Annotated in this window: 24 protein-coding genes; 13 read left to right on the top strand and 11 right to left on the bottom strand. The window is 70.4% G+C overall.

From position 1 onward, the window contains the following. Window positions 1-408: 408 nt before the first annotated feature. Window positions 409-540: a hypothetical protein gene (locus G4X40_RS13980; RefSeq protein ID WP_277833319.1), complete on the top strand. Its 132-nt coding sequence runs from the start codon at window positions 409-411 to the stop codon at window positions 538-540. Between the two features lie 245 nt (window positions 541-785). Here the strand turns inward: G4X40_RS13980 and G4X40_RS13975 are convergent, their stop codons facing one another. Next, on the bottom strand, window positions 786-1,568 hold the full coding sequence (locus G4X40_RS13975) for a tyrosine-protein phosphatase (protein WP_277833318.1): 783 nt from the start codon (window positions 1,566-1,568) through the stop codon (window positions 786-788). Between the two features lie 186 nt (window positions 1,569-1,754). Between G4X40_RS13975 and secG the strand changes: the two genes are divergently transcribed. Genes secG through G4X40_RS13960 form a run of 3 tightly spaced genes read left to right on the top strand, consistent with a single transcriptional unit; the run spans window position 1,755 to window position 2,982 of the window. Then, the gene (secG, locus tag G4X40_RS13970; protein ID WP_277833317.1) at window positions 1,755-1,988 is read left to right on the top strand and encodes a preprotein translocase subunit SecG; all 234 of its coding nucleotides are present in this window, start codon (window positions 1,755-1,757) and stop codon (window positions 1,986-1,988) included. A gap of 7 nt (window positions 1,989-1,995) precedes the next feature. Continuing rightward, window positions 1,996-2,688, top strand: a complete 693-nt coding sequence (locus G4X40_RS13965; RefSeq protein WP_277833316.1) for a TetR family transcriptional regulator — start codon at window positions 1,996-1,998, stop codon at window positions 2,686-2,688. A gap of 39 nt (window positions 2,689-2,727) precedes the next feature. Further along, on the top strand, window positions 2,728-2,982 hold the full coding sequence (locus G4X40_RS13960) for a YbaB/EbfC family nucleoid-associated protein (RefSeq protein ID WP_277833315.1): 255 nt from the start codon (window positions 2,728-2,730) through the stop codon (window positions 2,980-2,982). Between the two features lie 25 nt (window positions 2,983-3,007). Here the strand turns inward: G4X40_RS13960 and pgl are convergent, their stop codons facing one another. Genes pgl through tkt form a run of 5 tightly spaced genes read right to left on the bottom strand, consistent with a single transcriptional unit; the run spans window position 3,008 to window position 9,538 of the window. After that, the gene (gene pgl / locus G4X40_RS13955; RefSeq protein WP_277833314.1) at window positions 3,008-3,745 is read right to left on the bottom strand and encodes a 6-phosphogluconolactonase; all 738 of its coding nucleotides are present in this window, start codon (window positions 3,743-3,745) and stop codon (window positions 3,008-3,010) included. Between the two features lie 9 nt (window positions 3,746-3,754). Continuing rightward, complete coding sequence (gene opcA / locus G4X40_RS13950; RefSeq protein ID WP_277833313.1) at window positions 3,755-4,705, bottom strand: glucose-6-phosphate dehydrogenase assembly protein OpcA; 951 nt, start codon at window positions 4,703-4,705, stop codon at window positions 3,755-3,757. Between the two features lie 49 nt (window positions 4,706-4,754). Next, on the bottom strand, window positions 4,755-6,308 hold the full coding sequence (gene zwf, locus G4X40_RS13945; protein ID WP_277833312.1) for a glucose-6-phosphate dehydrogenase: 1,554 nt from the start codon (window positions 6,306-6,308) through the stop codon (window positions 4,755-4,757). Window positions 6,309-6,311: 3 nt separating this feature from the next. Further along, window positions 6,312-7,430, bottom strand: a complete 1,119-nt coding sequence (gene tal, locus G4X40_RS13940; RefSeq protein ID WP_277833311.1) for a transaldolase — start codon at window positions 7,428-7,430, stop codon at window positions 6,312-6,314. 5 nt (window positions 7,431-7,435) lie between these two features. Continuing rightward, entirely contained in the window at window positions 7,436-9,538 is a 2,103-nt protein-coding gene (tkt, locus tag G4X40_RS13935; protein ID WP_277833310.1) for a transketolase, read from the bottom strand. A gap of 373 nt (window positions 9,539-9,911) precedes the next feature. Between tkt and G4X40_RS13930 the strand changes: the two genes are divergently transcribed. Continuing rightward, entirely contained in the window at window positions 9,912-10,907 is a 996-nt protein-coding gene (locus G4X40_RS13930) for a heme o synthase (protein ID WP_408642216.1), read from the top strand. A gap of 51 nt (window positions 10,908-10,958) precedes the next feature. Here G4X40_RS13930 and G4X40_RS13925 read toward each other — a convergent pair whose 3' ends face one another. After that, a complete protein-coding gene (locus tag G4X40_RS13925) occupies window positions 10,959-11,927 on the bottom strand; it encodes a quinone oxidoreductase family protein (RefSeq protein WP_277833308.1) in 969 nt (322 codons plus the stop codon). 69 nt (window positions 11,928-11,996) lie between these two features. Between G4X40_RS13925 and G4X40_RS13920 the strand changes: the two genes are divergently transcribed. After that, complete coding sequence (locus G4X40_RS13920; protein WP_277833307.1) at window positions 11,997-12,338, top strand: hypothetical protein; 342 nt, start codon at window positions 11,997-11,999, stop codon at window positions 12,336-12,338. 16 nt (window positions 12,339-12,354) lie between these two features. Here the strand turns inward: G4X40_RS13920 and G4X40_RS13915 are convergent, their stop codons facing one another. The 4 genes from G4X40_RS13915 to mptB are packed head-to-tail and all read right to left on the bottom strand — an operon-like array spanning window position 12,355 to window position 15,974. Continuing rightward, the gene (locus G4X40_RS13915; RefSeq protein WP_277833306.1) at window positions 12,355-12,540 is read right to left on the bottom strand and encodes a hypothetical protein; all 186 of its coding nucleotides are present in this window, start codon (window positions 12,538-12,540) and stop codon (window positions 12,355-12,357) included. A 52-nt stretch (window positions 12,541-12,592) separates the two neighbouring features. Next, window positions 12,593-13,408, bottom strand: coding sequence for an ABC transporter permease (locus G4X40_RS13910; RefSeq protein ID WP_277833305.1), 816 nt, complete (start codon window positions 13,406-13,408; stop codon window positions 12,593-12,595). After that, window positions 13,405-14,349 (bottom strand): ABC transporter ATP-binding protein, encoded by a 945-nt coding sequence (locus G4X40_RS13905; protein WP_277833616.1) that lies wholly within the window; start codon window positions 14,347-14,349, stop codon window positions 13,405-13,407. Before G4X40_RS13905 ends, G4X40_RS13910 begins: the two co-directional genes overlap by 4 nt. Continuing rightward, window positions 14,343-15,974 carry a polyprenol phosphomannose-dependent alpha 1,6 mannosyltransferase MptB gene (gene mptB / locus G4X40_RS13900; protein ID WP_277833615.1) on the bottom strand — a complete coding sequence of 544 codons (1,632 nt, stop codon included), beginning with the start codon at window positions 15,972-15,974 and terminating at the stop codon, window positions 14,343-14,345. The genes G4X40_RS13905 and mptB overlap by 7 nt, the downstream gene beginning before the upstream one ends. A 369-nt stretch (window positions 15,975-16,343) precedes the next feature. On the opposite strand from mptB, the gene G4X40_RS13895 reads away from it, so the two are divergent. The 7 genes from G4X40_RS13895 (at window position 16,344) to G4X40_RS13865 (ending at window position 22,828) form a co-directional block, all read left to right on the top strand. Then, on the top strand, window positions 16,344-17,111 hold the full coding sequence (locus tag G4X40_RS13895) for a helix-turn-helix transcriptional regulator (RefSeq protein WP_277833613.1): 768 nt from the start codon (window positions 16,344-16,346) through the stop codon (window positions 17,109-17,111). Further along, window positions 17,108-18,568 (top strand): Fe-S cluster assembly protein SufB, encoded by a 1,461-nt coding sequence (gene sufB, locus G4X40_RS13890; protein ID WP_277833304.1) that lies wholly within the window; start codon window positions 17,108-17,110, stop codon window positions 18,566-18,568. Before G4X40_RS13895 ends, sufB begins: the two co-directional genes overlap by 4 nt. A gap of 35 nt (window positions 18,569-18,603) precedes the next feature. After that, on the top strand, window positions 18,604-19,770 hold the full coding sequence (gene sufD / locus G4X40_RS13885) for a Fe-S cluster assembly protein SufD (RefSeq protein WP_277833303.1): 1,167 nt from the start codon (window positions 18,604-18,606) through the stop codon (window positions 19,768-19,770). A 65-nt stretch (window positions 19,771-19,835) separates the two neighbouring features. Next, window positions 19,836-20,627 carry a Fe-S cluster assembly ATPase SufC gene (gene sufC / locus G4X40_RS13880; RefSeq protein WP_277833302.1) on the top strand — a complete coding sequence of 264 codons (792 nt, stop codon included), beginning with the start codon at window positions 19,836-19,838 and terminating at the stop codon, window positions 20,625-20,627. 4 nt (window positions 20,628-20,631) lie between these two features. Beyond that, the gene (locus G4X40_RS13875) at window positions 20,632-21,909 is read left to right on the top strand and encodes a cysteine desulfurase (protein WP_277833301.1); all 1,278 of its coding nucleotides are present in this window, start codon (window positions 20,632-20,634) and stop codon (window positions 21,907-21,909) included. Then, window positions 21,909-22,454, top strand: a complete 546-nt coding sequence (gene sufU, locus G4X40_RS13870) for a Fe-S cluster assembly sulfur transfer protein SufU (protein WP_277833300.1) — start codon at window positions 21,909-21,911, stop codon at window positions 22,452-22,454. Before G4X40_RS13875 ends, sufU begins: the two co-directional genes overlap by 1 nt. Continuing rightward, on the top strand, window positions 22,451-22,828 hold the full coding sequence (locus G4X40_RS13865; protein WP_408642208.1) for a metal-sulfur cluster assembly factor: 378 nt from the start codon (window positions 22,451-22,453) through the stop codon (window positions 22,826-22,828). The genes sufU and G4X40_RS13865 overlap by 4 nt, the downstream gene beginning before the upstream one ends. Window positions 22,829-22,855 lie beyond the last annotated feature (27 nt).

Here is a 22,855-nt window from a genome sequence, read left to right as displayed (position 1 = left end):
GCTCGGGCGCTCGCTCCCAAGGATCCGGCGCCCGGTTCCGGCACAGCTCTCACGGCCGCTGCCATCGGTCGTTCGTTCCAGACTCCGTCGGGGTCTTCGCATTCGAGGAGCAACACACATGGGTAGCAACATTCCCGACGCGGTGCACACGATGAGCACCCTGCTGCAGATGGTGCTGGGCATCGCGCAGGGCGACATCGTCGGGTCGCTCTGACGTCCGTATCGCGGCAATATCCCAACTCACTCAAGGAGAGTCATGAGTAGCGATTCCCCCCTGGTCACCCTTGTCGGCGCGATGCTCGCCGCATTCGGCCAGTTCATCCTTTCGACCTCGGGCTAGGCGCAACGGGGCGAACCGACCATGTCGCACGGATGACCGTGTGACCCGTTCTCGACAAGGAGACTCAGATGAAGAAGCAGGCACATGCGCTTCGCGAAGGCAGCATCTCCGGCGGCATCAGCGCGATCGGATCCCAGTTGGGCCCCCTCCTGATGCTCGCGCCGATGCTGCTCCCGAAGATCGTCGGCTCCACCATGTGATTCGATCCTGGTGGCCCGGGCAACCGGCGGGAGAAGTGGTCAGGGCGGCGCGATGCCACCCTGACCGCTTCGTATTGCCGGCACTGCGATTCCCGTCACCGCCCGCATTCTCGGGCCGGACGACGCGAACAACGGCGGTCGCCACACGGGCTGTCAGCGGTTGACCGACCGGCCGATCGCGGTCGTCGTGCCGGCGCCCCGCTGATCGGGCGTGCCGCAGGCGCCGGCCACCTACGAGCCCGGGGTCAGCAGGCCAGCTTCGCCTCCAGTGTCGCGATCGTCTCGGGGGCCAGTCCGAGGCCGGAGGTGAGATAGTCCTCGACTGTCCCGTAGGTCTGCTCGAGTTGCCCGAGACCGGCCCGCAGATAGCTTTCATCCACGCCGAGCATGGGCGCGAAGACCTCGGCGACGGCCTCGCCGTTGCGCGACTTGATCAGCTCGTAGGTCGCGGCTGTCCACGACGACGGCGAGTCGTTGGTGGCCAGGTAGTCGGTCATGATCGTTTCGTCGGAGGCCCCGGCGATGCTCAGCAGCAGCATCGATGCCCACCCGGTGCGGTCCTTGCCCGCGGTGCAGTGGAAGACCTGCGGACCCTCGGTGCCGGCGAGTGCGGTCAGCAACCGTTCGAAGCCCGCGCGGTTGCCGGCGTCCGTGACGAAGCTGCGGTTGAGGCCGCGCATGAAGGCCCGGGCGTCGTCCGGCGAGGCCAATCCGCTGGTCATGTCGACCAGGTTGCCGGAGAGGATCGGGATGCGGACGTACGCGGCGGACGGCAGCAGCACGTCCGGTGTCTGGGCGACCTCTGCATCGGTCCGCACGTCGTAGACCGCGGTCAGGCCCAGGCTCGCCAGCGTGGCCAGATCCGCCGTGTCCGGGGTCAGCGCGTTGGACCGGTAGAACACCCCGCGCCGCAGCGCACGTCCCGCCGCGGTGGTGCCGTCCGCGGCCGCGACATCGCGGAAGTTGGCGACCGAGGCCAGGCGTGGCAACGCGGCGGTGCGGATCGGGTCGGTGGGGAGCGCGGACATGTGAGCCTCTCGATGGGGACGGCCGGGCCGCACGCGGCAGCGCGCACGGACCAGCGTCGGCGACCACGCGAGGTTACGGCAACCGCGCGTCTCGGAGAGCGGGTGGGTCCGCACGCGGACCGCCGCTACCGGTAGCATCGTGACCGACCAGTGTCACCGGAGTCAGAAGGGCAGCGTAGGACGCACATGGAGTTGTTTCTGCAGATCCTCGTCGTGGTGACCAGCGTCCTGATGGTCGGGCTCATCCTGCTGCACCGTGCAAAGGGCGGCGGTCTGTCGACGCTGTTCGGCGGCGGCGTGCAGTCCAGCCTCTCCGGTTCGAGCGTGGTGGAGAAGAACCTCGACCGGCTCACGGTCTTCACCTCGCTGGTGTGGCTGATCGCCATTCTCGGCATCGGATTCCAGATCAAGTTCTCCTGACCCGACCATGGCCGGCGGTCGTACTCGCGGACGGCCCGCGCTCACCCAGCAGCGTCGGGACGAGACGCGGATGGAGGTCGCCCGGGTCGCGGCACTGCTGTTCTTCGAACGCGGATACGACAACACGACCGTCGAGGAACTCGCCCATGCCGCGGGCATCGGCATGCGGACCTTCTACCGCTACTTCAGCGGCAAGGAGGACGCGATCGCCCCGCTGCTGTCCACCGGCACCGATGCCTGGGCGCAGGAACTGGTCCGATGTGCCCCGGAACTGCCGCTGATCGACGCGCTGGTGGAGTCGTACAGCGCGGCGCTGGCCCGGGTGGGGGAGTACTCGCTCGAACTCGACGAACTGCGCCCGGCGCTGCGTGCGGCCATCGAACTCCCCGCGCTGCGGGCGATGTGGACGCGGGTGCAGCGCGACACCGAGGAGAAGCTGGTCGGCGCGCTCGCAGAGCGGCTACGGATGCCGGCCGATGACGTCCGGGTTCGACTGGCCGCGTGCATGGCCAACTCGTCCGCCCGCGTCGCGGTCGAGGCCTGGGCGCAGGCCGACGACGGCGGATCACCCGCCGACAAGGTGCGCGACTGCCTGTCCGAGATGGCCGCGGGGGGACTGCTGGCCGCGCCGGCACCCCCTCTGCCGCCCCAGGAGGGAACCCGCGACGACGGCGACGCGTCCAACCCTGCGACGGCCTGACATCGGGGCCGCAGTCCTTGCAGTCGAGGAGGTTTCGCGGTGAATCAGTGCATCGGTGGCACGCGTGGATGGGTGCGGGACCGGACCCGGCGACGGGCGGCCGCGTCGGCGACCCTGCTGCCCGGCGTCGCCGGGATCTCGCCGGTCGTCGGCCGCGGTGAGGTGACGGTCCTCGTGGACGACGACGGCCACGTCCAGGCCCTCCGGATCGACGAGCGCGCGATGTCCCGCAGCGCCACGGAACTCGCGGCGCTCGTCGCCGAGACGATCCGCAACGCCCGGTTCGGTCGCTGAGCTGGGCTCTGTCGCCGAACTCGTTTCAGTCGAGCCTGCTCGCGGCGGCGCGGTCGAGGAACCACAGGGTGGCCTCCGAGCCGGTCGCGCCGGCCGACGGCACGTCCACCTCGCTCGCCCCGCCGAGGGCTTCGGTGACGGCACCGGCCTTCGCCTCCCCGGCGACCAGCAGCCACACCTGGCGGGCCCGGCGCACCGCGGGCAGCGTCAGCGTGATCCGGGTCGGCGGCGGCTTGGGACAGTCCCGCACAGCGACCACCGACGCCTGCTGTTCGCGCACCGCGGGGGTGTGCGGGAAAAGCGAGTTCACGTGTCCCTCACCGCCCATCCCGAGCAGGTGGACGTCGAACTCGGGGACCGGGTGCCCGCCGGCGGCCAGCACGGTCGCGTAGTCGCGGGCCGCGGCGTCGGCGTCGTCACCGAAGCGCCCGTCGGTGGCCGCCATCGGGTGCACCCGGGCCTCGTCGACCGGCACATGGTCGAGCAGGGCGTGGCGGGCCTGCAACTCGTTGCGTTCCGGATCGTCGGCCTCGACGAAACGCTCGTCGCCCCAATAGATCTCGATGTTCGACCAGTCGATCTCGCCCGGGTTGTCGCGAACCGCGGCGAGCAGGGCGATACCGGCCCCGCCGCCGGTCAGCACGACCGTAGCGATACCGCGTTCGCGCTGGGCGGCGACGACGACGCCGACGAACCGGGCCGCGGCGGCGTTGACGAGCGCCGATTGGTCGGGAAAGATCAGGCGCTCTGCAGCAGCGGTCACGTCAGTTCCTCACTCGTTCGATGCGGATGCGGATGCGGGCTCGGGGTCGGGCTCTGAGTGCTGACGGACGTCGGCGACGCCGCGCAGCGCGTTCTCGTAGATCTCGTCCGGATCCAGGCGGCGCAACTCCTCGGCCAGGCAGTCGCGGATCTCGCGCCGCGCCAAGGCGACCCGTGAGTCCGGCTGTCCGGGACGGGACAGCACCGCCGGGCCGGCGAGCGGCAGCGACAATGTCAGTGGCCCGGATGCGCGCTGCAACTGCACCCGGGGCGCGCCGACGTGACGTCGCACCGGGACCCGCAGCGCGCCTGCCAGCCAGCCCGCCAGCAACTCGATCGACGGCGACTCGGCCGGACCGGTCACGGACGCGGACACGATCGGCTCGTGCGGCGGTTGGTCGAGCGTAGACGCGAGCAGGGCACGCCAGTGGGTGATGCGGGTCCACGACAGGTCCGTGTCGCCCGCGGAGTAGCCGGCCAGCCGGGTCGCGAGCACCTGGCGCGGCTCGGCGCTGTGCCGCGCGTCGGTGATCCGGCGGATCGCCAAGCGGCCCAGCGCATCCTGCGACGGCACCACCGGGGCGTCGCCTGGCCACCACGCGACGACGGGGGTGTCCGGCAGCAGGAACGGCACCACGACGCTGTCGCCGTGGTCGGCCAGCGGGCCGTACAGCCGCAGTACGACGACCTCCGAGGCGCCGGCGTCGCCGCCGACCCGGATCTGCGCGTCCAGGCGCGACACCGCCTCGCGGGCGCCGCGGGCCACCACGATCACCCGGCAGGGGTGCTCCCGGCTGGCCTCGTTGGCGGCCTCGATGGCCTCCTCGGTGGCCTCGCCGTCGGCGGTGCTGACCACCAGCGTCAGCACCCGGCCCAGGGTGACCGCGCCGCCGGACTCGCGGACCTCGACGAGCCGCTTGTTGACCTTGTTGGTCGTGGTGGAGGGAAGATCGACAATCATTGGTCGCCTCCGGCGTCGGTGATCACTGGCCGCCCTGCGGCGTCGGTGATCACGGGCGCCTCCAGTCGCGCCCGCTGCGGGTGAGCATCTCGTGCGCGGAGGCGGGCCCCCAGGTGCCCGCCTCGTAGGGATCGGGCCGGCCGGCCGCGGTCCAGGCCTCGATCACCGGATCGAGGATCTGCCACGACAGTTCGACCTCGCGGTCCACCGGGAACAACGACGGCTCGCCGAGCAGCACGTCCAGGATCAGCCGTTCGTAGGCCTCCGGCGACGACTCGGTGAAGGCCTGGCCGTAGCTGAAGTCCATGTTGACGTCGCGCACCTCCATGCCGCTGCCCGGCACCTTGGAGCCGAAGCGCAGCGTGACGCCTTCGTCGGGCTGCACCCGGATGACCAGGGCGTTCTCGCCGAGTTCCTCGGTCATGGTGGTGTCGAACGGCAGGTGCGGGGCGCGCTTGAACACCAGCGCGATCTCGGTGACCCTGCGGCCCAGGCGTTTTCCTGTGCGCAGGTAGAACGGCACCCCGGCCCAACGCCGGCTGTCCACCTCGAGGGTGATCGCCGCGAACGTCTCGGTGGTCGAGTCCTTGGCGAAACCGGCCTCGTCGAGCAGGCCGACGACCTCCTGCCCGCCCTGCCAGCCGCCCGTGTACTGGCCGCGCGCGGTCGTCTCCGCGAGCGGCTCGGCGAGCCGGGTCGCGGAGAGCACCTTGATCTTCTCCGCCTGCAACTCGGCCGGCTCGAAGCTGATCGGTTCCTCCATCGCCGTCAGCGCCAGCAGCTGCAGCAGGTGGTTCTGGATCACGTCGCGGGCCGCGCCGATGCCGTCGTAGTACCCGGCCCGGCCGCCGAGGCCGATGTCCTCGGCCATGGTGATCTGGACGTGGTCGACGTAGTGCGAGTTCCAGAGCGGGTCGAACAGCTGGTTCGCGAAGCGCAGCGCCAGGATGTTCTGGACCGTCTCCTTGCCCAGATAGTGGTCGATCCGGAAGACACTGTCCTCGGGGAACACCTCGCCGATCACCCGGTTGAGCTCGCGGGCACTGTCGAGGTCGTGGCCGAACGGCTTCTCGATGACCACCCGGCGCCACTGCTCGCCCTGCTGGTGCGCCAGCCCCGAGCGGGACAGCTGCGCGCACACTGTCGGGAACGCACCCGGGGGGATGGCCAGGTAGAACGCGTGGTTGCCGCCGGTGCCGCGCTCACGGTCCAGATCGGCGATCGTCTCGGCGAGCCGGTCGAAGGACTCGTCGTCGTCGAACGAGCCCTGCACGAAACGGATGCCCTCGGCAAGGCGCTCCCAGACGTCCTCACGGAACGGCGTGCGCGAATGCTGACGCACCGCGTCGTGCACGACCTTGCCGAAATCCTCTGCCGCCCAGTCGCGCCGGGCGAACCCGACCAGCGCGAACCCGGGCGGCAGCAGACCGCGAGAGGCCAGATCGTACACCGCGGGCATCAGCTTGCGGCGGGCCAGGTCACCGGTGACCCCGAAGATCACCAGGCTGCACGGCCCCGCGATCCGGGGCAACCGCTTGTCGCGGTCGTCCCGGAGCGGGTTCGCCCATGAGCGGGTGCCGCCGGACTTTCCGGACGATCCCACCGATCAGCCCCGGTTGGCGGACAGTTCGCCGTCGAGCGCCTCGAGCAGCTCCGACCAGGACTTCTCGAACTTGTCGACGCCCTCGTCCTCGAGCACCTGGAACACGTCCGCGAGGTCGACCCCGACCGCCGCGAGACGGTCGAAGACCTGCTGCGACGCCGCCGCGGTCCCGACGATGGTGTCGCCGGCGATCTCGCCGTGGTCGGCCACGGCCTCGATGGTCTTCTCCGGCATGGTGTTGACCGTGTTCGCGGCGACCAGTTCGGTGACGTAGAGGGTGTCGGGGTAGTCGGGGTTCTTCACCCCGGTCGACGCCCAGAGCGGACGCTGCACGTTGGCGCCGGCCTCGGCGAGTGCCGCCCAGCGCGCGGAACCCTCGAAGACCTCCTGGTAGGCGGCGTAGGCGAGGCGGGCGTTCGAGACGCCGGCCTTCCCGCGCAGCTCCAGTGCCTCCGGGGTGCCGATCTTCTCGAGGCGGGCGTCGATCTCGGTGTCCACGCGGGAGACGAAGAACGACGCGACCGAGAAGATCGTGCTCAGGTCGTGGCCTGCGGCCTTCGCGGTCTCCAGGCCGGTCAGGTAGGCGTCGATGACCTCGCGGTGCCGATCGACCGAGAAGATCAGCGTGACGTTGACGCTGATGCCCTCGCCGATCGCCTTCGCGATGGCCGGCAGGCCCGCCTTGGTGCCGGGGATCTTGATCAGCAGGTTCGGCCGGTCGACGATCTTCCACAGGCCGACGGCCTGGGCGATCGTGTCGTCGGTCTCGTGCGCCAGCCGCGGGTCGACCTCGATCGACACCCGGCCGTCGACGCCGGCACTGGACTGGAACTGCGGTGCCAGCACGTCGCAGGCGGCCCGCACGTCGTCGGTGGTGAGCACCTTGACGGCGTCCGTGACGTCGGCGCCGCGGCCCGCAAGCTCACGGATCTGGGCGTCGTACGCGTGGCCCTTGGACATCGCGCCCGCGAAGATCGTGGGGTTGGTGGTCACCCCGACGACGCTGCGGGTGGCGACGAGTTCGGCGAGGTTGCCGGACTCGATGCGGTCGCGGGAGAGGTCGTCGAGCCAGACCGAGACTCCGGCCTTGCTCAGTTCGGCGAGGTGTGCATTCTGACCCATGCGCGTCATCCCTTCACTCGGTCGAGGGTCCGGCGCGCGGCCGACACGACGGCCTCGGTGGTGATGCCGAACTCCCGGAACAATGTCTTGTAGTCGGCGGAGGCGCCGAAGTGCTCGAGCGAGACCGCTTCGCCGGTATCGCCGAGCAGGCGGTACCACGGCATCGCGATCCCGGCCTCGACCGTGACGCGTGCGCGGACCGCGGGCGGCAGCACGCTGTCGCGGTAGGCCTGGTCCTGCTGCTCGAACCAGTCGAGGCACGGCATGGACACCACGCGGGTGGCGATTCCCTCGGCCTCGAGGGTCTCGCGGGCGGCGACGGCGAGGTGCAGCTCGGATCCGGTGCCGATCAGCACCACCTGCGGGGTGCCGGTCGACGCCTCGGCGAGCACGTAACCGCCGCGGCGCACCCCGTCGGCGCCCTTCTCGCGGGTGCCCTCGAGGACGGGGATGTCCTGCCGGGTCAGTGCCAGCGCCGACGGGCCGTCGGTGTGCTCGAGCGCGGCCTTCCAGACCTGTGCGGTCTCGTTCGCGTCGCCCGGGCGGAGCACCGACAGATTCGGGATCGCCCGCAGCGCCGCCAGGTGCTCGACCGGCTGGTGGGTCGGGCCGTCCTCGCCGAGGCCGATCGAGTCGTGCGTCCACACATAGGTGACCGGCAGCCCCATCAGCGCGGCCAGGCGGACGGCCGGCCGCATGTAGTCGCTGAACACCAGGAAGGTGCCGCCGTAGGGGCGGGTGGGCCCGTGCAGCGCGATGCCGTTGAGGATCGAGCCCATCGCGTGCTCACGGATGCCGAAGTGCAGGGTCCGGCCGTAGGGCTGCGCGGTGTACTCGCGGGTCGAGATCGACGCCGGGCCGAACGACTCCGCGCCGGACATCGTGGTGTTGTTGCTGCCCGCGAGGTCGGCCGAGCCGCCCCACAACTCCGGCAGCAGCGGCGCGAGCGCGTCGAGCACGTTCTGCGACGCCTTGCGGGTGGCGGCGCCCTTGGCGTCCGGCTCCCAGGTGGGCAAAGCGTCGGCCCAGCCGGCCGGGAACTCGCCGGCCTGCAGGCGGTCGAACAGCGCCTTGCGTTCCGGCTGGGCGGCGGCCCAGGCGTCGAACGCGACCTGCCACTGCGCCTTCGCGGCCTCTCCGCGGTCGATGACCTTGCGGGCGTGGGCGAGCACCGCCGGGTCGACCGCGAAGCTCTGGGCCGGGTCGAAGCCCAGGACCTCCTTGACGGCGGCGACCTCGTCGGCGCCCAGCGCCGCGCCGTGCGCCGCGCCGGTGTTCATCTTGTTCGGCGCGGGGTAGCCGATGATGGTGCGCAGCACGATGATCGAGGGACGGTCGGTGACCGCCTTGGCGGCCTCGAGGGCGGCCTCGATGCCGGTGACGTTCTCGCCGCCCTCGACGTACTGCACGTGCCAGCCGTACGCCTCGTACCGCTTGGCGACGTCCTCGCCGAAGGCGATGTCGGTGTCGTCCTCGATGGAGATCTTGTTGTCGTCGTAGATCACGACGAGGTTGCCCAACTGCTGCACGCCGGCGAGCGATGAGGCCTCGGAGGTCACGCCCTCCTCGAGGTCGCCGTCCGAGGCGATCACGTAGACGTGGTGGTCGAACGGGCTCTGGCCGGGGGCGGCATCCGGATCGAACAGGCCGCGCTCACGGCGGGCGGCCATCGCCATGCCCACCGCGGAGGCCAAGCCCTGACCGAGCGGTCCGGTGGTGATCTCGACACCGGTGGTGTGGCCGTGCTCGGGGTGGCCGGGGGTCAGGCTGCCCCAGGTTCGCAGCGCCTCCAGGTCGGCGAGCTCGAGGCCGTACCCGGAGAGGAACAGCTGGACGTACAGCGTCAGGCTGCTGTGGCCGCAGGACAGCACGAACCGGTCGCGGCCGACCCAGTCGGCGTCGGCCGGATCGTGGCGCATGGTGCGCTGGAACAGTGTGTAGGCCAGCGGCGCCAGGCTCATGGCGGTGCCGGGGTGCCCGTTGCCGACCTTCTGCACCGCATCGGCGGCCAGCACCCGGGCGGTGTCCACGGCCTTGCTGTCCAGTGCCGTCCAATCCTGCGGGTGGTTGGCAACGGTGAGCGAGCTGATCTCGTCTGTGACGGACACGAGCAGATTTCTCCTGCCTTCTCGGCGTGCGCTGGCTTTCGGGGTCGAGCGACATGCGGTGGCCGCGTCGAGCGCGGGCGTCCCTCGCCAGCCTAGTGCCGAGGGTGCGCGGGGTCGATTCCCACACCCACTGAGTCGAATGTGGCGACCGTCACGACCTGCCGCGACGATCAGGGGCGTGGGTGCGGACCGGACGGCGCACCCCGTACGATTGATGACCGTATGTAGTAGTGCGGGTGGCCGGCCGACCGCGCCTCGTCTGTCGTGGCGGGCCCCGAACGGCGCCTCGGCCGTGATCGGGCGACCGCACAGCTCCGGGATTTCGCTAGTAGAAACGGTGCCGATTGTGAAGCAGGCCAGCGGACACGGGTTCATGACCTCCGCAGGGGATCCGGGTGACGCTCGCCAGGGATTGCACCGCGACGGCACCCCGGTCACCGATGTGGTCACGCCGCCCGCCACCGTGTGGGGCAAGGTCAGCGCGACGGTCCTCGCCTACATCGCCTTGACCAAGCCCCGCGTGATCGAACTGCTGCTGGTCGCCACCATCCCCGCGATGTTGCTGGCCGACCGCGGCAGTGTCTCGCCGCTGCTGATCCTGAGCACGCTGTTCGGCGGATGGATGGGCGCGGCGAGCGCGCACACCCTCAACTGCGTCGTCGACGCCGACATCGACAAGGTCATGAAGCGCACCGCCCGGCGCCCGCTGGCGCGCCAGGCCGTGCCCACCCGGCACGCACTGGTCTTCGGCCTGCTGCTGGCCGCGGCGTCGTTCGCATGGCTGTGGTGGCGCGCCAATCTGCTCTCCGGCCTGCTGGTGATCGCGACGATCCTGTTCTACGTCATCGTCTACAGCAAGATCCTCAAGCGCCGGACCTGGCAGAACGTCGTGTGGGGCGGTGCCGCGGGCTGCATGCCGGTGCTGGTCGGCTGGGCCGCGGTGACCGGCACGATCGGCTGGCAGGCGATCGTGATGTTCCTGATCATCTTCTTCTGGACCCCGCCGCACACCTGGGCGCTGGCGATGCGCTACAAGGAGGACTACCGCGCCGCGGGCGTGCCGATGCTGCCGGTTGTGGCCACCGAGGAGCGGGTCACCCGCCAGATCCTCATCTACTCCTGGGCGACGGTCCTCACCACGCTGGCGCTGGTGCCCGCCGCCGGCGCGATCTACGCCGCCGTCGCGGTGCTCGCCGGAGCCTGGTTCCTGGCCATGGCGCACCGACTGTACGCCGGGGTCCGCGCCGGCCAGGAGGTCAAGCCGCTGCGTCTGTTCATCATGTCGAACAACTACCTGGCGGCGATCTTCTTCGGTCTCGCGATCGACGCGGTGATCAACCTGCCGACGATCGCCTCGTACTTCAGCTGACGTCGTAGGTCACCCGCGCCGGTCCGGTGTCTGCGCGGCGCTGAGCCCCCGTCAGCGGGGGAGCAGCACCAGCGACCCCGTGGTGCGCCGGCCCTCGAGGTCGCGGTGCGCCCGGGCGGCCTCGGCCAGCGGATAGCGTCCGCCGACCCGCAACTGCACGGCGCCGAGACCGATCGCGTCGAACACGTCCCCGGACCGCCATAGCAACTCCTCACGGGTGCGTACGTGGTGGGCGAGGGTGGGCCGGGTCAGGAACAGGGAGCCGCCCGCGTTGAGCCGTTGCGGATCCACCGGCGGCACCGGACCGCTCGCCGCGCCGAACAGCGCCATCGTGCCGCGCACCCGCAGGCACTGCAGGCTGATGTCGAAGGTGGACGCGCCCACGCCGTCGTACACGGCGGCGACCCCCTCGCCGGCGGTCAGCGACCGCACCCGGGCGACCACGTCGTCGTCGTAGCGCAGCACCTCGTGGGCGCCGGCGGCGCGGGAGAGTTCGGCCTTCTCGTCGGTGGAGACGGTGGTGATCACCCGCACGTCGCGGTCGACGGCGAGCTGGGTGAGCAGCAGGCCGACCCCGCCGGCGCCGGCGTGCATCAGCACGGTGTCGCCGGGCCGGGCCGGATAGGTGGACGTCAACAGGTAGTGGGCTGTCATCCCTTGTAGCAGTGCGGACGCGGCGACGGCGGCGTCGATGCCGTCGGGCACCGGCACGGCGATCGCCGCCGGGACCACGGCCTGCTCGGCGTAGCTGCCGGGGGCGTCCGCCCACGCCACCCGGTCGCCGACCGCGAAGCCGGCGACCTCCGCCCCGACCTCGGCGACCGTTCCGCAACCTTCGAGGCCCGGCACGTAGGGCAGGTCCCGGCTGTACAGGCCCGAGCGGAAGTAGGTGTCGATGTAGTTGACGCCGGCGGCATCGACGTCGACGAGCAACTCGGCCGGTCCACAGGTCGGGGCGGGCACCTCCGCGACCGTCAGTACGTCGGGTCCGCCCAATTCGGTCACCTGGATCGCGCGCATACAAGTGTTCTACACCCCGGCCGCGCACCTGGGCGCCGTGGCCGAGGTCGATGACAGTACGCTTGCCGCATGAGCGAGCAGGGTGTGGCAGAGCGGACCAGCGCAGCAGCGGCCGAGAGCGGATCGGCCCCCCGCAAGGTCGTCGCGTCCGTCAAGGAATTCGTCTCCGCGCACGGCGGCAGCGCCCGTGCGGTCCTGCAGCCGATCGGCCGTGCGGGTGTGCGCATCACCCTGGTCGGTTCGGACGGCGTGCTCGGCGACGAGGTCGTCGCCGACCTGCCCACCGCCCGGGCGGTGGCCGCGGCCGCCGGAGTCGACGTCGCCGACGGCTGGGACCGTGAGTTGATCAGCAGCGCCACCCCGGCGCCGGGTCACGCCCGCAAGATGGCCGGCTGGGTCGCCAACTCCTGACGGCGGTCGACCCGGTTCAGGAGTTGTCGCGGAACGTGAGCGCGGCGCCGATCACCGAGGCCACCACCACGAGCGCGAACACCATCGCCCGCACCCACGTCACGTGGACGGTCAGTACCACGACCGTGCCCAGCACGTAGGCGCCGATCCACAGCAGCACGCCGTACAGCGGCGTGCGCTGGGGGTGGTCACCGCGTCCCATGCATCCAGTGTGCGACGGGTACCGCTGTCGGGGTGATCCTGTGCGGTCCCGCTCAGGTGAACTTGAAGGTCCGTGCCGCCAAGAACCCGCACACCGCCGACCACACCACCAGCACCGCCACGCCGAACCAGTCGACCGAGCAGCTCAGTGCCTGGGTCAGCGCCTCGGTCAGCGCGCCGGACGGGACCAGCCGGGCCAGCGTGTGCACCGGACCGGGGATGTGGTCGCGCACGAGCACCAGGCTGCCGATGCCGAGCATCGCGAACCAGAGGATGTTGGCGAGGGCCAGCACCACCTCGGCCTTGAGGCAACCGCCGATGAACAGGCCCATCGTCGCGAAGGTGACGGTGCCCAGCACGATGAACACCGCGCCGAGCAGCAGCCCGAGGATGCCGGGCCGCCAGCCCAGCGCCAGTCCGATCGCCCCCAGCAGGACCGACTGCAGGATCACGACCAGCAGGACCGCCGCGCTCTTGCCGCCGATCACACCCCACCTGGGCAGTGCGGTCGCGCCGAGCCGCTTGAGCGCGCCGTAGCGGCGGTCGAAGCCGACCGCGATGGCCTGGCCGGTGAACGCGGTCGACATGATCGCGACCGCGAGGACGGCGGGGACGACCGCGTTCACCCGCGGTGAGGCGAAGTCGCCGAAGGGCAGCAGCGTCAGCCCGATCAGCATGGTGATCGGGATCAGCATCGTCAGCAGCAACTGCTCGCCGTTGCGCAGCAGCAGCGTCAACTCGAGGCGGGTTTGCGCGAGCAACATCGGCAGCGGCGCCGCGGGCCGCGGGGCCGGCGCGAAGGTGCCGGCGGGGAAGCGCGGGGCGTCCGACCGGCCGACGGCCGCCATGTCTGGTTCGGTCGCGGTCATCCCCGCAACTCCCTTCCGGTCAGGTCGAGGAAGACGTCCTCCAGGCTGCGTTTGTCGACCCGCAGTTCGGTCGCCAGCACGTCGCGGTCGGCGCACCAGTTCGCGACCGCCGCGACCAGCCGCGGCGAGACCTCGCCGTCGACCTGGTAGGAGCCCGGGGTCACCTGGGAGACGGCGTGCCCGGCGGGCAGGGTGGCCTGCAGGGCGGTCAGGTCGAGGTCGGCCGGCGCGCGGAAGCACAGCCGGGGCTCGACGTTGCGGCTGGTCACCTCGGAGGGGGTGCCGGAGGCCAGCACCCGGCCGTGGTCGATGATCACCAGCTCGTCGGCGAGCTGTTCGGCCTCGTCCATGAGGTGGGTGGTCAACAGGATCGCGACGCCGTCGCGACGCAGCGCGTCGATCATCTCCCAGACCAGGTTCTTGGCCTGCGCGTCCATACCGGCTGTCGGCTCGTCGAGGAAGACCATCTCCGGGCGGCCGACGATCGCGCAGGCCAGCGCGAGGCGCTGCTGTTGGCCGCCGGACAGGCGCCGGTACGGGGTACGGACCGCCTCGCTGAGCCCGAGCGTGCGCAGCAGCCAGTCCGGGTCGATCGGATTCGCCGAATAGGAGGCGACGAGTTTGAGCATCTCCCCGGCCCGCGAGCCCGGATACGCGCCGCCGCCCTGCAGCATCACCCCGATGCGGGGTTTGAGCGCGGCGGCGTCGGCGACCGGGTCGAGTCCGAGCACGCGCACGGCGCCGTCGTCGGGGCTGGAGAAGCCCTCACACATCTCGACGGTCGTGGTCTTGCCCGCGCCGTTGGGTCCGAGCAGGGCGAGCACCTGCGCCCGCTGCACGGTCAGATCGAGCCCGTCGACCGCCTGGACCTGACCGAAACGCTTGACGACATTCGACAACTCGACCGCGGGGGCCGTCGTCGAGGGTGCAGTGCTCACGATGAACCAGGGTAGGCCGAGACCGGATCGGTGTTGTCGTCCGCCCTGAGCTGGCGACGCCACGGAATTCGGTCGTATGTGATCGCGATGAGGATCAGCACGGTGAATATGGCCGCCGTCACGGCTTGGACGATCACGAACGGCCGGTATTCTCCGCCGTTGGGCATCGGTCCGATGAGGCTGACCACGACGGTCAGGGTCACCGCGGTGACGCGGAAGACGGGGCGGGTCGCCCAGGCGGCGAGGGGGAGCAGGGCCCAGAGCAGATACCAGGGCTGGAAGACCGGGAACAGCAGCACAACCGCCGCCATCGACACCCCGAGCGCGCCGACCGCGTGCACGCGGCCCGAGTGGGTGGCGATGAGCATCCGCAGGGTGACCAGGGCGGCGATGACCATCGCGATCGGCCGGGTCAGGCTCAGCGCCGCGGTGGTGTGGTCGCCGAGGCCCAGCAGCACACCGACGAAGCCGGTCCCCATGCCGAGCAGGGTCGGGATCGACTGCCAGCTGCGCACGGCGTTGGCCGTGCCCAGGGTGTGGATCCAGCCGAATCCGAGACCGGTGCCCAGCGACACCGCGGCCTGGGTGGCGACTGCGATCGCGGCCAGCAGTGCCGCGGCCTTCAGGATGGGCTTGAGTCCCGGACCCCAGCGTCGCGCCAGCGCCATACCGATGAAACCGAGCGCCAGCAGTGACGGGATCTTGATCGCCGACGACAGCACGATCACCAGGGTTCCGCCGAGCAGCAGCGCCAGGTTGCGGCCGCGTATCGGGTCCCGGGACTCGATCGCCCGCAGTGCCAGCTCCATGCCGGCGAGCATCAGCCCGAGCATCAGCGCCTCGTTGTGCACGCCGGCCACCAGGTGGAAAAGCACCAGCGGGTTGGCGGCGCCGAGCCACAGCGCGGTCACCGACGCGACCCCGCAGCGGCGGGCCAGCCGCGGCAGCGCCCACACGAACAACGCGACACCGGCCACCTCGAGCAGTCGGTGCAGGAAGATGCCCGCGACGATGTTCTCGCCGGTGATCGCGGTGATGCCGCGGCCGAGCCACAGGAACAGCGGCTCATAGGGCGCCGGGGTGTCGCGCCAGATGGTCGGCACGGTGCGGGTCAGGACGTGATCGATGCCGAGGGCCTGGGCGGGGCCCACCTTGTAGGGGTCGAGCCCGCGTGCGGTGATCTCGCTCTGCGCCAGGTACGAGTAGACGTCCTTGCTGAACATCGGCGGGGCGACGATCAGCGGCAGCATCCACAGCAGCAGCGTGCGGTCGAGCTGGGACCGGCTCATCCGGCGCGGGATGTTGCCCTTGCGCAGCGTGCCGACCGCGAACCGGCCCAGCACCAGCCAGGCGATCACCACCATGATCGAGCCGGTCAGCGCGATGGACAGCGCAACACTGGGGATGCGGGCGGGCAGGCCCAGGACCCGCTGTCCCAGGACCGGGTTCTGCAGCACCGGTTGCGCGCCCGCGCCGAGCGCGCCGACCGCCATCAGGACCGCGCCGGTGGCGCCGAAGCGCCGCACCGCGGACAGCTGCCGGACCTCCTTGTCGAGCAGGCCGGGCGCCTCGGGCTCGTCCCCGTGCAGCGCGGCGACGTGGGCGCCGGCCTCTCCGAGCGGAGGCAGTCCCCGGTGGTGGTGTTCGGCGGTCCCGTCGGGGGCGCCGGCGGAACCGGCATGCTCGTGACCGGCCGGTGCGAGGCCGATGATGCGGCGCACGTTCCGGCTCAACCGCGACACGTCTGCCCGCGGTGAATGCTCCTTGGTCTGCGCCACAGGGAGGGAGCCTAGCGGGGCGGCGACGTGGGCCGTTCGGGGTCGTCGGGGAGGTGGCGAAGGGCACCCTTTGTAGACCGTGCGCCGCAATTGCGTCACACTGGTGTTGTGAAAACCTCTGGTGAGCAGTGTGTGGAAGGTAAAGGCGCAGGTCGCGCCTTGGTTTCCGCTGCACTCGACGCGGGCGCCGTGCCCGTGGCCGGGGAAACCGAGCCGGCGATGGTGTCGCCGGTCGGGTTCACCCAGGACGGCCGTACCCGTACCGAGGTGGTCAAGCTCCTGCTCGAGGAGGGGCCGATCTCCGCGTCCGCGATCGGTCGACGGCTCGGGCTGAGCGCGGCGGGTGTACGCCGGCACCTCGACGCACTGATCGAACTCGGTGAGGCGCGCACCGCCAGCCCGATCGGCCGGCAGCAGCGCGGCCGCGGCAGGCCGGCCAAGTTGTTCCAGCTCACCGAGGCGGGCCGGGCCCGCCTCAATCACGCCTACGACGATCTCGCCGGGGCCGCCATGCGGCGGCTGCGCGAGGTCGGCGGCGACGAGGTGATCGTCGACTTCGCCAAGAAGCGCATCGACGCGATCGTCCACGGCGCGGCCGAGGTGCCCGACGGCGCGGAGGGGCCGGTGCGCGTCGAGGCGGTGGCGGAGAACATCGCCGGGGCACTGACCTCGGCCGGCTTCGCGGCGTCGACGAGGCGGGTCGGCAACGGCGTGCAGATCTGTCAGCACCATTGCCCGGTCTCGCACGTGGCAAGCGAGTTCCCGGAGCTGTGCGAGGCCGAGATCGAGGCCTTCCGCGAACTGCTCGGCACTCACGTGCAGCGGCTCGCGACGATCGCGAACGGCGACTGCGCCTGCACCACCCACGTGCCGCTCGGGGCCTCGCCCGGCGACACGAATACCCCCCACCGTCAGCAGACCCCCAACCGAAAGTCCGGCGCACAGCCCGCGCCGGAACGCACAAGCCTCCGGAAGGAGCTCGCATGACCGTCACCTCGGATCAGTCCGGCACGGCGACACCCACGCCACCCGTACAGCTGAGCCAGGAAGAGACCCTCGCGTCGCTCGGCAACTATGCGTTCGGCTGGGCCGACTCGGACGAGGCCGGCGCCAAGGCGAAGCGTGGGTTGTCGGAGGACGTCGTGCGCGACATCTCGGCGAAGAAGAACGAGCCCGAGTGGATGCTCGAGGCCCGGCTCAAGGCGCTGCGCATCTTCGATCGCAAGCCCATGCCGAACTGGGGCGCGGATCTGTCGGGCATCGACTTCGACAACATCAAGTACTTCGTGCGATCCACGGAGAAGCAGGCGACCTCGTGGGAGGACCTGCCCGAGGACATCAAGAACACCTATGACCGCCTCGGCATCCCGGAGGCCGAGAAGCAGGCGATGATCGCCGGCGTCGCGGCGCAGTACGAGTCCGAGGTCGTCTACCACCAGATCCGCGAGGACCTCGAGCGTCAGGGCGTGATCTTCCTCGACACCGACAGCGGCCTGCGTGAGCACCCGGAGTTGTTCCAGAAGTACTTCGGCTCGGTGATCCCCGCCGGCGACAACAAGTTCTCGGCGCTCAACACCGCGGTGTGGTCGGGTGGATCGTTCATCTACGTGCCCCCGGGCGTGCACGTCGACATCCCGCTGCAGGCCTACTTCCGGATCAACACCGAGAACATGGGCCAGTTCGAGCGCACGCTGATCATCGTCGACGAGGACGCCTACGTGCACTACGTCGAGGGGTGCACCGCGCCGGTGTACAGCTCGGACTCGCTGCACTCCGCGGTGGTCGAGATCATCGTCAAGAAGGGCGGCCGCTGCCGCTACACGACCATCCAGAACTGGTCGAACAACGTCTACAACCTGGTCACCAAGCGGACCCGCGCCGAAGAGGGCGCGACGATGGAATGGGTCGACGGCAACATCGGCTCCAAGGTGACGATGAAGTACCCGGCCGTGTGGATGACCGGTGAGCACGCGCGCGGTGAGGTGCTGTCGGTCGCGTTCGCCGGAGCGGGCCAGCACCAGGACACGGGCGCCAAGATGGTGCATCTGGCGCCGAACACCTCGTCGTCGATCGTCAGCAAGTCGGTCGCCCGCGGCGGTGGCCGCTCGGGCTACCGCGGCCTGGTCCAGGTCAACAAGGGCGCGCACGGGTCCAGGTCGACCGTCAAGTGTGACGCACTGCTGGTCGACCAGATCAGCCGCTCGGACACGTACCCGTACGTCGACATCCGCGAGGACGACGTGACCATGGGCCACGAGGCGACCGTGTCGAAGGTGAGCGATGACCAGCTGTTCTACCTGATGAGCCGCGGCATGACCGAGGACGAGGCGATGGCGATGGTCGTGCGCGGCTTCGTCGAGCCGATCGCCAAGGAACTCCCGATGGAGTACGCGCTCGAACTCAACCGCCTGATCGAACTGCAGATGGAAGGAGCCGTGGGTTAGTGGTCGGCACGGGAGTACAGGAAACCGGGTCGAACGTGACCGCGGCGAGCGAGGGCACCACCATTCCGGCGGTCAACAAGGGCGAGGTCTTCACCTCCTTCGACGTCGAGGCGTTCGAGGTCCCCAGCGGCCGTGAGGAGCACTGGCGGTTCACCCCGATGCGCCGTCTGCGCGGCCTGCACCGGGGCGAGGCGCCGGCGACGGCGCAGGCCCTGATCGCGGTGGACGCCGACGACCGGGTGCGCGTGGAGTCGGTCCGTCGCGGTGACCCGCGGCTCGGCGAGGCCGGTGCGCCGGCAGACCGGGTCGTGGCCCAGGCGTTCTCGTCCTTCGACGAGGCGACGATCGTGACCGTGCCCGCCGAGGTCGAGGTCGCCGAGCCGGTCAACATCACCGTCACCGGACCCGGCGCGGGCGAGGTCGCCTACGGGCACCTGCAGATCCGCACCGAGCCGTTCTCGTCGGCCGTGTTCGTGATCGACCAGCGCGGCGGCGGAACCTACGCGGAGAACGTCGAGTTCGTCGCCGGCGACAGCTCGCGACTGGCCGTCGTCGTCATCCAGGACTGGGACGACGACGCGGTCCACGTGGCCGCGCACCACGTGCGGGTCGGCCGTGACGCGGTGGTCCGGCACTTCGCGATCACCCTCGGCGGCGACCTGGTGCGGCTGACCCCGACGGTCAGGTACGCGGGCCCGGGCGGCGACGCCGAGATGATCGGCTTGTACTTCGCCGACGACGGTCAGCACTTCGAGCAGCGCCTCCTGGTCGACCACGCGCAGCCGCACTGCAAGTCCAACGTCGTCTACAAGGGTGCGTTGCAGGGCGACCCGCACTCGGGCAAGCCGGACGCGCACACCGTGTGGGTCGGCGACGTGCTGATCCGGCCGGAGGCCGAGGGCACCGACACGTTCGAGTTGAACCGCAACCTGGTGCTCACCGACGGTGCGCGCGCGGATTCGGTGCCGAACCTGGAGATCTTGACCGGCGAGATCGTCGGGGCGGGGCACGCCAGTGCCACCGGACGCTTCGACGACGAGCAGCTGTTCTACCTGCGTGCTCGTGGAATCCCCGAGGAGCAGGCGCGCCGCCTGGTCGTGCGCGGGTTCTTCCACGAGCTGATCGGCAAGATCACCGTGCCCTCCGTCCGTGAGCGACTCGAGGCCGCGATCGAGGACGAACTCGCGACCATCGGCGCCTGAGCCCGCCGCGGCGCCGGCAGCGGCGTCCACGCACCGAACCCGATACCTCTCCAAAGGAACTGTGAATGACCTCCCCTGAAACCTCCGTGCTGGAAGTCAAGGACCTGCATGTCCGCGTCGCGCAGACCGACGCCACGGCCGAGCCGATCAACATCCTCAAGGGCGTGAACCTGACTGTGCGCTCGGGTGAGACGCACGCGATCATGGGGCCCAACGGCTCCGGCAAGTCGACGCTCTCGTACGCGATCGCCGGCCACCCGAAGTACGAGGTGACCTCCGGCAGCATCACCCTCGACGGCGAGGACGTGCTGGCGATGTCGGTCGACGAGCGGGCGCGGGCGGGACTGTTCCTGGCCATGCAGTACCCGGTCGAGGTCCCCGGTGTGTCGATGTCGAACTTCCTGCGCACCGCGGTGACCGCCGTGCGCGGCGAGGCCCCGAAGCTGCGCCACTGGGTCAAGGAGACCAAGGAGGCGATGAAGGAGCTGGAGATCGATCCGGCGTTCGCCGAGCGCAGCGTCAACGAGGGCTTCTCCGGTGGAGAGAAGAAGCGCCACGAGATCCTGCAGCTGGGCCTGCTCAAGCCGAAGATCGCGATCCTCGACGAGACCGACTCGGGCCTGGACGTCGACGCGCTGCGCATCGTCTCCGAGGGCGTGAACCGGTACAAGGAGCGCGAGCACGGTGGCATCCTGCTGATCACGCACTACACACGCATCCTGCGCTACATCAACCCGGACTTCGTGCACGTGTTCGTCGACGGTCACGTCGTCGAGTCGGGCGGCTCCGAGCTCGCCGACGAGCTGGAGGAGAACGGCTACGTGCGCTTCACCCAGGCCGCGCAGGCAGGGGCCTGATCTGATGACCGCGGCAGGGGAGCTGGATGTCGACCGGATCCGGAAGGACTTCCCGATCCTGTCGCGGACCGTGCGTGACGGCAAACCGCTCGTCTACCTGGATTCGGGCGCGACCTCGCAGCGCCCGGTCCAGGTGCTCGACGCCGAGCGGGACTTCCTGACCACCTGCAATGCCGCCGTGCACCGCGGTGCGCACCAGCTGGCCGAGGAGGCCACCGACGCCTACGAGGGTGCGCGGGCCGCGATCGCCGCGTTCGTCGGTGCCGACGAGGACGAGTTGGTGTTCACGAAGAACGCCACAGAGTCGCTGAACCTGGTGGCCTACACGCTCGGTGACGACCGGTTCGGCGAGCACACCGTCGGCCCCGGCGACGAGGTGGTGGTGACCGAGCTCGAGCACCACGCGAACCTGCTGCCCTGGCAGGAGCTGTGCCGCCGCACCGGTGCGACGCTCAAGTGGTACGGCGTCACAGGGTGGGGTCAGGGGGCCGACAGCGAGGCCGGCCGCATCGACCTCGACTCGCTGGAGCTGTCCGCGCGGACCAAGGTCGTCGCGTTCACCCACCAGTCCAACGTCACCGGTGCGGTCGCGCCGGTCGCCGAGCTGGTGCGCCGGGCCCGCGAGGTCGGTGCGCTGGTCGTGCTCGACGCGTGTCAGTCGGTCCCGCACATGGCGGTCGACTTCCACGCGCTGGATGTCGATTTCGCGGCGTTCTCCGGGCACAAGATGCTCGGGCCGTCCGGGGTGGGCGTGCTCTACGGTCGGCGCGAGCTGCTCGCGGTCATGCCGCCATTCCTCACCGGCGGCTCGATGATCGAGACCGTCACGATGGAGATGTCGACGTATGCGGCCCCGCCACAGCGTTTCGAGGCCGGAGTGCCGATGACCTCGCAGGTCGTCGGGCTCGGCGCCGCGGTGCGGTACCTGGACGAGGTCGGCATGGACGCGGTCGCCGCGCATGAGCACGAGCTGACCGCGGCGGCGTTGTCGAAGCTGGCCCAGGTGCCCGGCGTGCGGATCGTCGGCCCGACCGAGCCGGTCGAGCGCGGCGGTGCCGTGGCGTTCCTCGTCGACGGGATCCACGCCCACGACCTCGGGCAGGTGCTCGACGACGAGGGTGTCGCGATCCGCGTCGGTCACCACTGTGCGTGGCCGCTGCACCGGCGCTTCGGCATCGCGGCGACGGCGCGCGCATCGTTCGCGTTGTACAACACGCTCGACGAGGTCGACGCACTGGTCGCAGCCGTGCACCGCGCCCGCGAGTTCTTCGGGGTGGCCTGATGCGGCTGGAGCAGATGTACCAGGAGGTCATCCTGGACCATTACAAGCATCCGCACGGGCGGGGCCTGCGGGCGCCGTTCGGGGCGGAGGTGCACCACGTCAACCCGACCTGTGGTGACGACGTCACCCTGCGCGTGCAGGTCGAGCGCGACGAGCAGGGCCGGCCGGTCGTCGCGGACGTCTCCTACGACGGGCAGGGCTGTTCGATCAGCCAGGCGTCGACCTCGGTGCTGTACGAGCAGATCGTCGGGATGCCGGTCGACGTAGCGCTGCAGACGGTCGACGCCTACAACGAGATGCTGACCAGCCGCGGCACCGTCGAGGGCGACGAAGATGTGCTCGGCGACGGCGTCGCCTTCGCCGGGGTGTCCAAGTACCCGGCGCGGGTCAAGTGTGCGCTCCTCGGGTGGATGGCCTTCAAGGACGCAGTGGTGCAGACGATCGGCGACGATCGCGGTACCGACCCCACCGACAACCCCATGCCGGAGGCCGAACTGTCCGGCCCCGGTGCCGTTCCGGTACGAAGCGGAGGACAAGAACAGTGACCGAGACCCAGCAGGCTGCCGAGCAGCCGGAGGGCGCCCCGGCGCCCGCAGACATCCCCGTGCCCGTGCTCGACGACGTCGAGGAGGCCATGCGCGACGTGGTCGACCCCGAACTCGGGATCAACGTCGTCGACCTCGGGCTGGTCTACGACATCAAGATCGACGATGCCGCGGTCGCCGACATCGACATGACGCTGACCTCGGCGGCCTGCCCGCTGACCGACGTCATCGAGGACCAGGCCCGCACCGCACTCGTGCGCAGCGGACTGTGCGCCGACCTGCGGATCAACTGGGTGTGGGTGCCGCCATGGGGCCCCGACAAGATCACGGACGACGGCCGCGAGCAGCTGCGGGCGCTGGGCTTCACCATCTGACGACCGCCGGGTGACGCCCGGGTGGCC

The organism is Speluncibacter jeojiensis (assembly GCF_029589495.1).
GTDB classification, from domain to species: domain Bacteria; phylum Actinomycetota; class Actinomycetes; order Mycobacteriales; family Mycobacteriaceae; genus Speluncibacter; species Speluncibacter jeojiensis.
This window is presented reverse-complemented; position numbering and strand designations above follow the sequence as displayed.

Coding starts and splice junctions, on each gene's coding strand:
- G4X40_RS13980 (WP_277833319.1), top strand. CDS start 409: ATGAAGAAGCAGGCACATGCGCTTCGCGAAGGCAGCATCTCCGGCGGC.
- sufC (WP_277833302.1), top strand. CDS start 19,836: ATGACCTCCCCTGAAACCTCCGTGCTGGAAGTCAAGGACCTGCATGTC.
- tal (WP_277833311.1), bottom strand. CDS start 7,430: ATGGGTCAGAATGCACACCTCGCCGAACTGAGCAAGGCCGGAGTCTCG.
- secG (WP_277833317.1), top strand. CDS start 1,755: ATGGAGTTGTTTCTGCAGATCCTCGTCGTGGTGACCAGCGTCCTGATG.
- sufU (WP_277833300.1), top strand. CDS start 21,909: ATGCGGCTGGAGCAGATGTACCAGGAGGTCATCCTGGACCATTACAAG.
- opcA (WP_277833313.1), bottom strand. CDS start 4,705: ATGATTGTCGATCTTCCCTCCACCACGACCAACAAGGTCAACAAGCGG.
- sufB (WP_277833304.1), top strand. CDS start 17,108: ATGACCGTCACCTCGGATCAGTCCGGCACGGCGACACCCACGCCACCC.
- G4X40_RS13965 (WP_277833316.1), top strand. CDS start 1,996: ATGGCCGGCGGTCGTACTCGCGGACGGCCCGCGCTCACCCAGCAGCGT.
- G4X40_RS13915 (WP_277833306.1), bottom strand. CDS start 12,540: ATGGGACGCGGTGACCACCCCCAGCGCACGCCGCTGTACGGCGTGCTG.
- G4X40_RS13920 (WP_277833307.1), top strand. CDS start 11,997: ATGAGCGAGCAGGGTGTGGCAGAGCGGACCAGCGCAGCAGCGGCCGAG.
- G4X40_RS13875 (WP_277833301.1), top strand. CDS start 20,632: ATGACCGCGGCAGGGGAGCTGGATGTCGACCGGATCCGGAAGGACTTC.
- G4X40_RS13910 (WP_277833305.1), bottom strand. CDS start 13,408: ATGACCGCGACCGAACCAGACATGGCGGCCGTCGGCCGGTCGGACGCC.
- G4X40_RS13930 (WP_408642216.1), top strand. CDS start 9,912: ATGACCTCCGCAGGGGATCCGGGTGACGCTCGCCAGGGATTGCACCGC.
- G4X40_RS13895 (WP_277833613.1), top strand. CDS start 16,344: ATGGTGTCGCCGGTCGGGTTCACCCAGGACGGCCGTACCCGTACCGAG.
- G4X40_RS13925 (WP_277833308.1), bottom strand. CDS start 11,927: ATGCGCGCGATCCAGGTGACCGAATTGGGCGGACCCGACGTACTGACG.
- G4X40_RS13975 (WP_277833318.1), bottom strand. CDS start 1,568: ATGTCCGCGCTCCCCACCGACCCGATCCGCACCGCCGCGTTGCCACGC.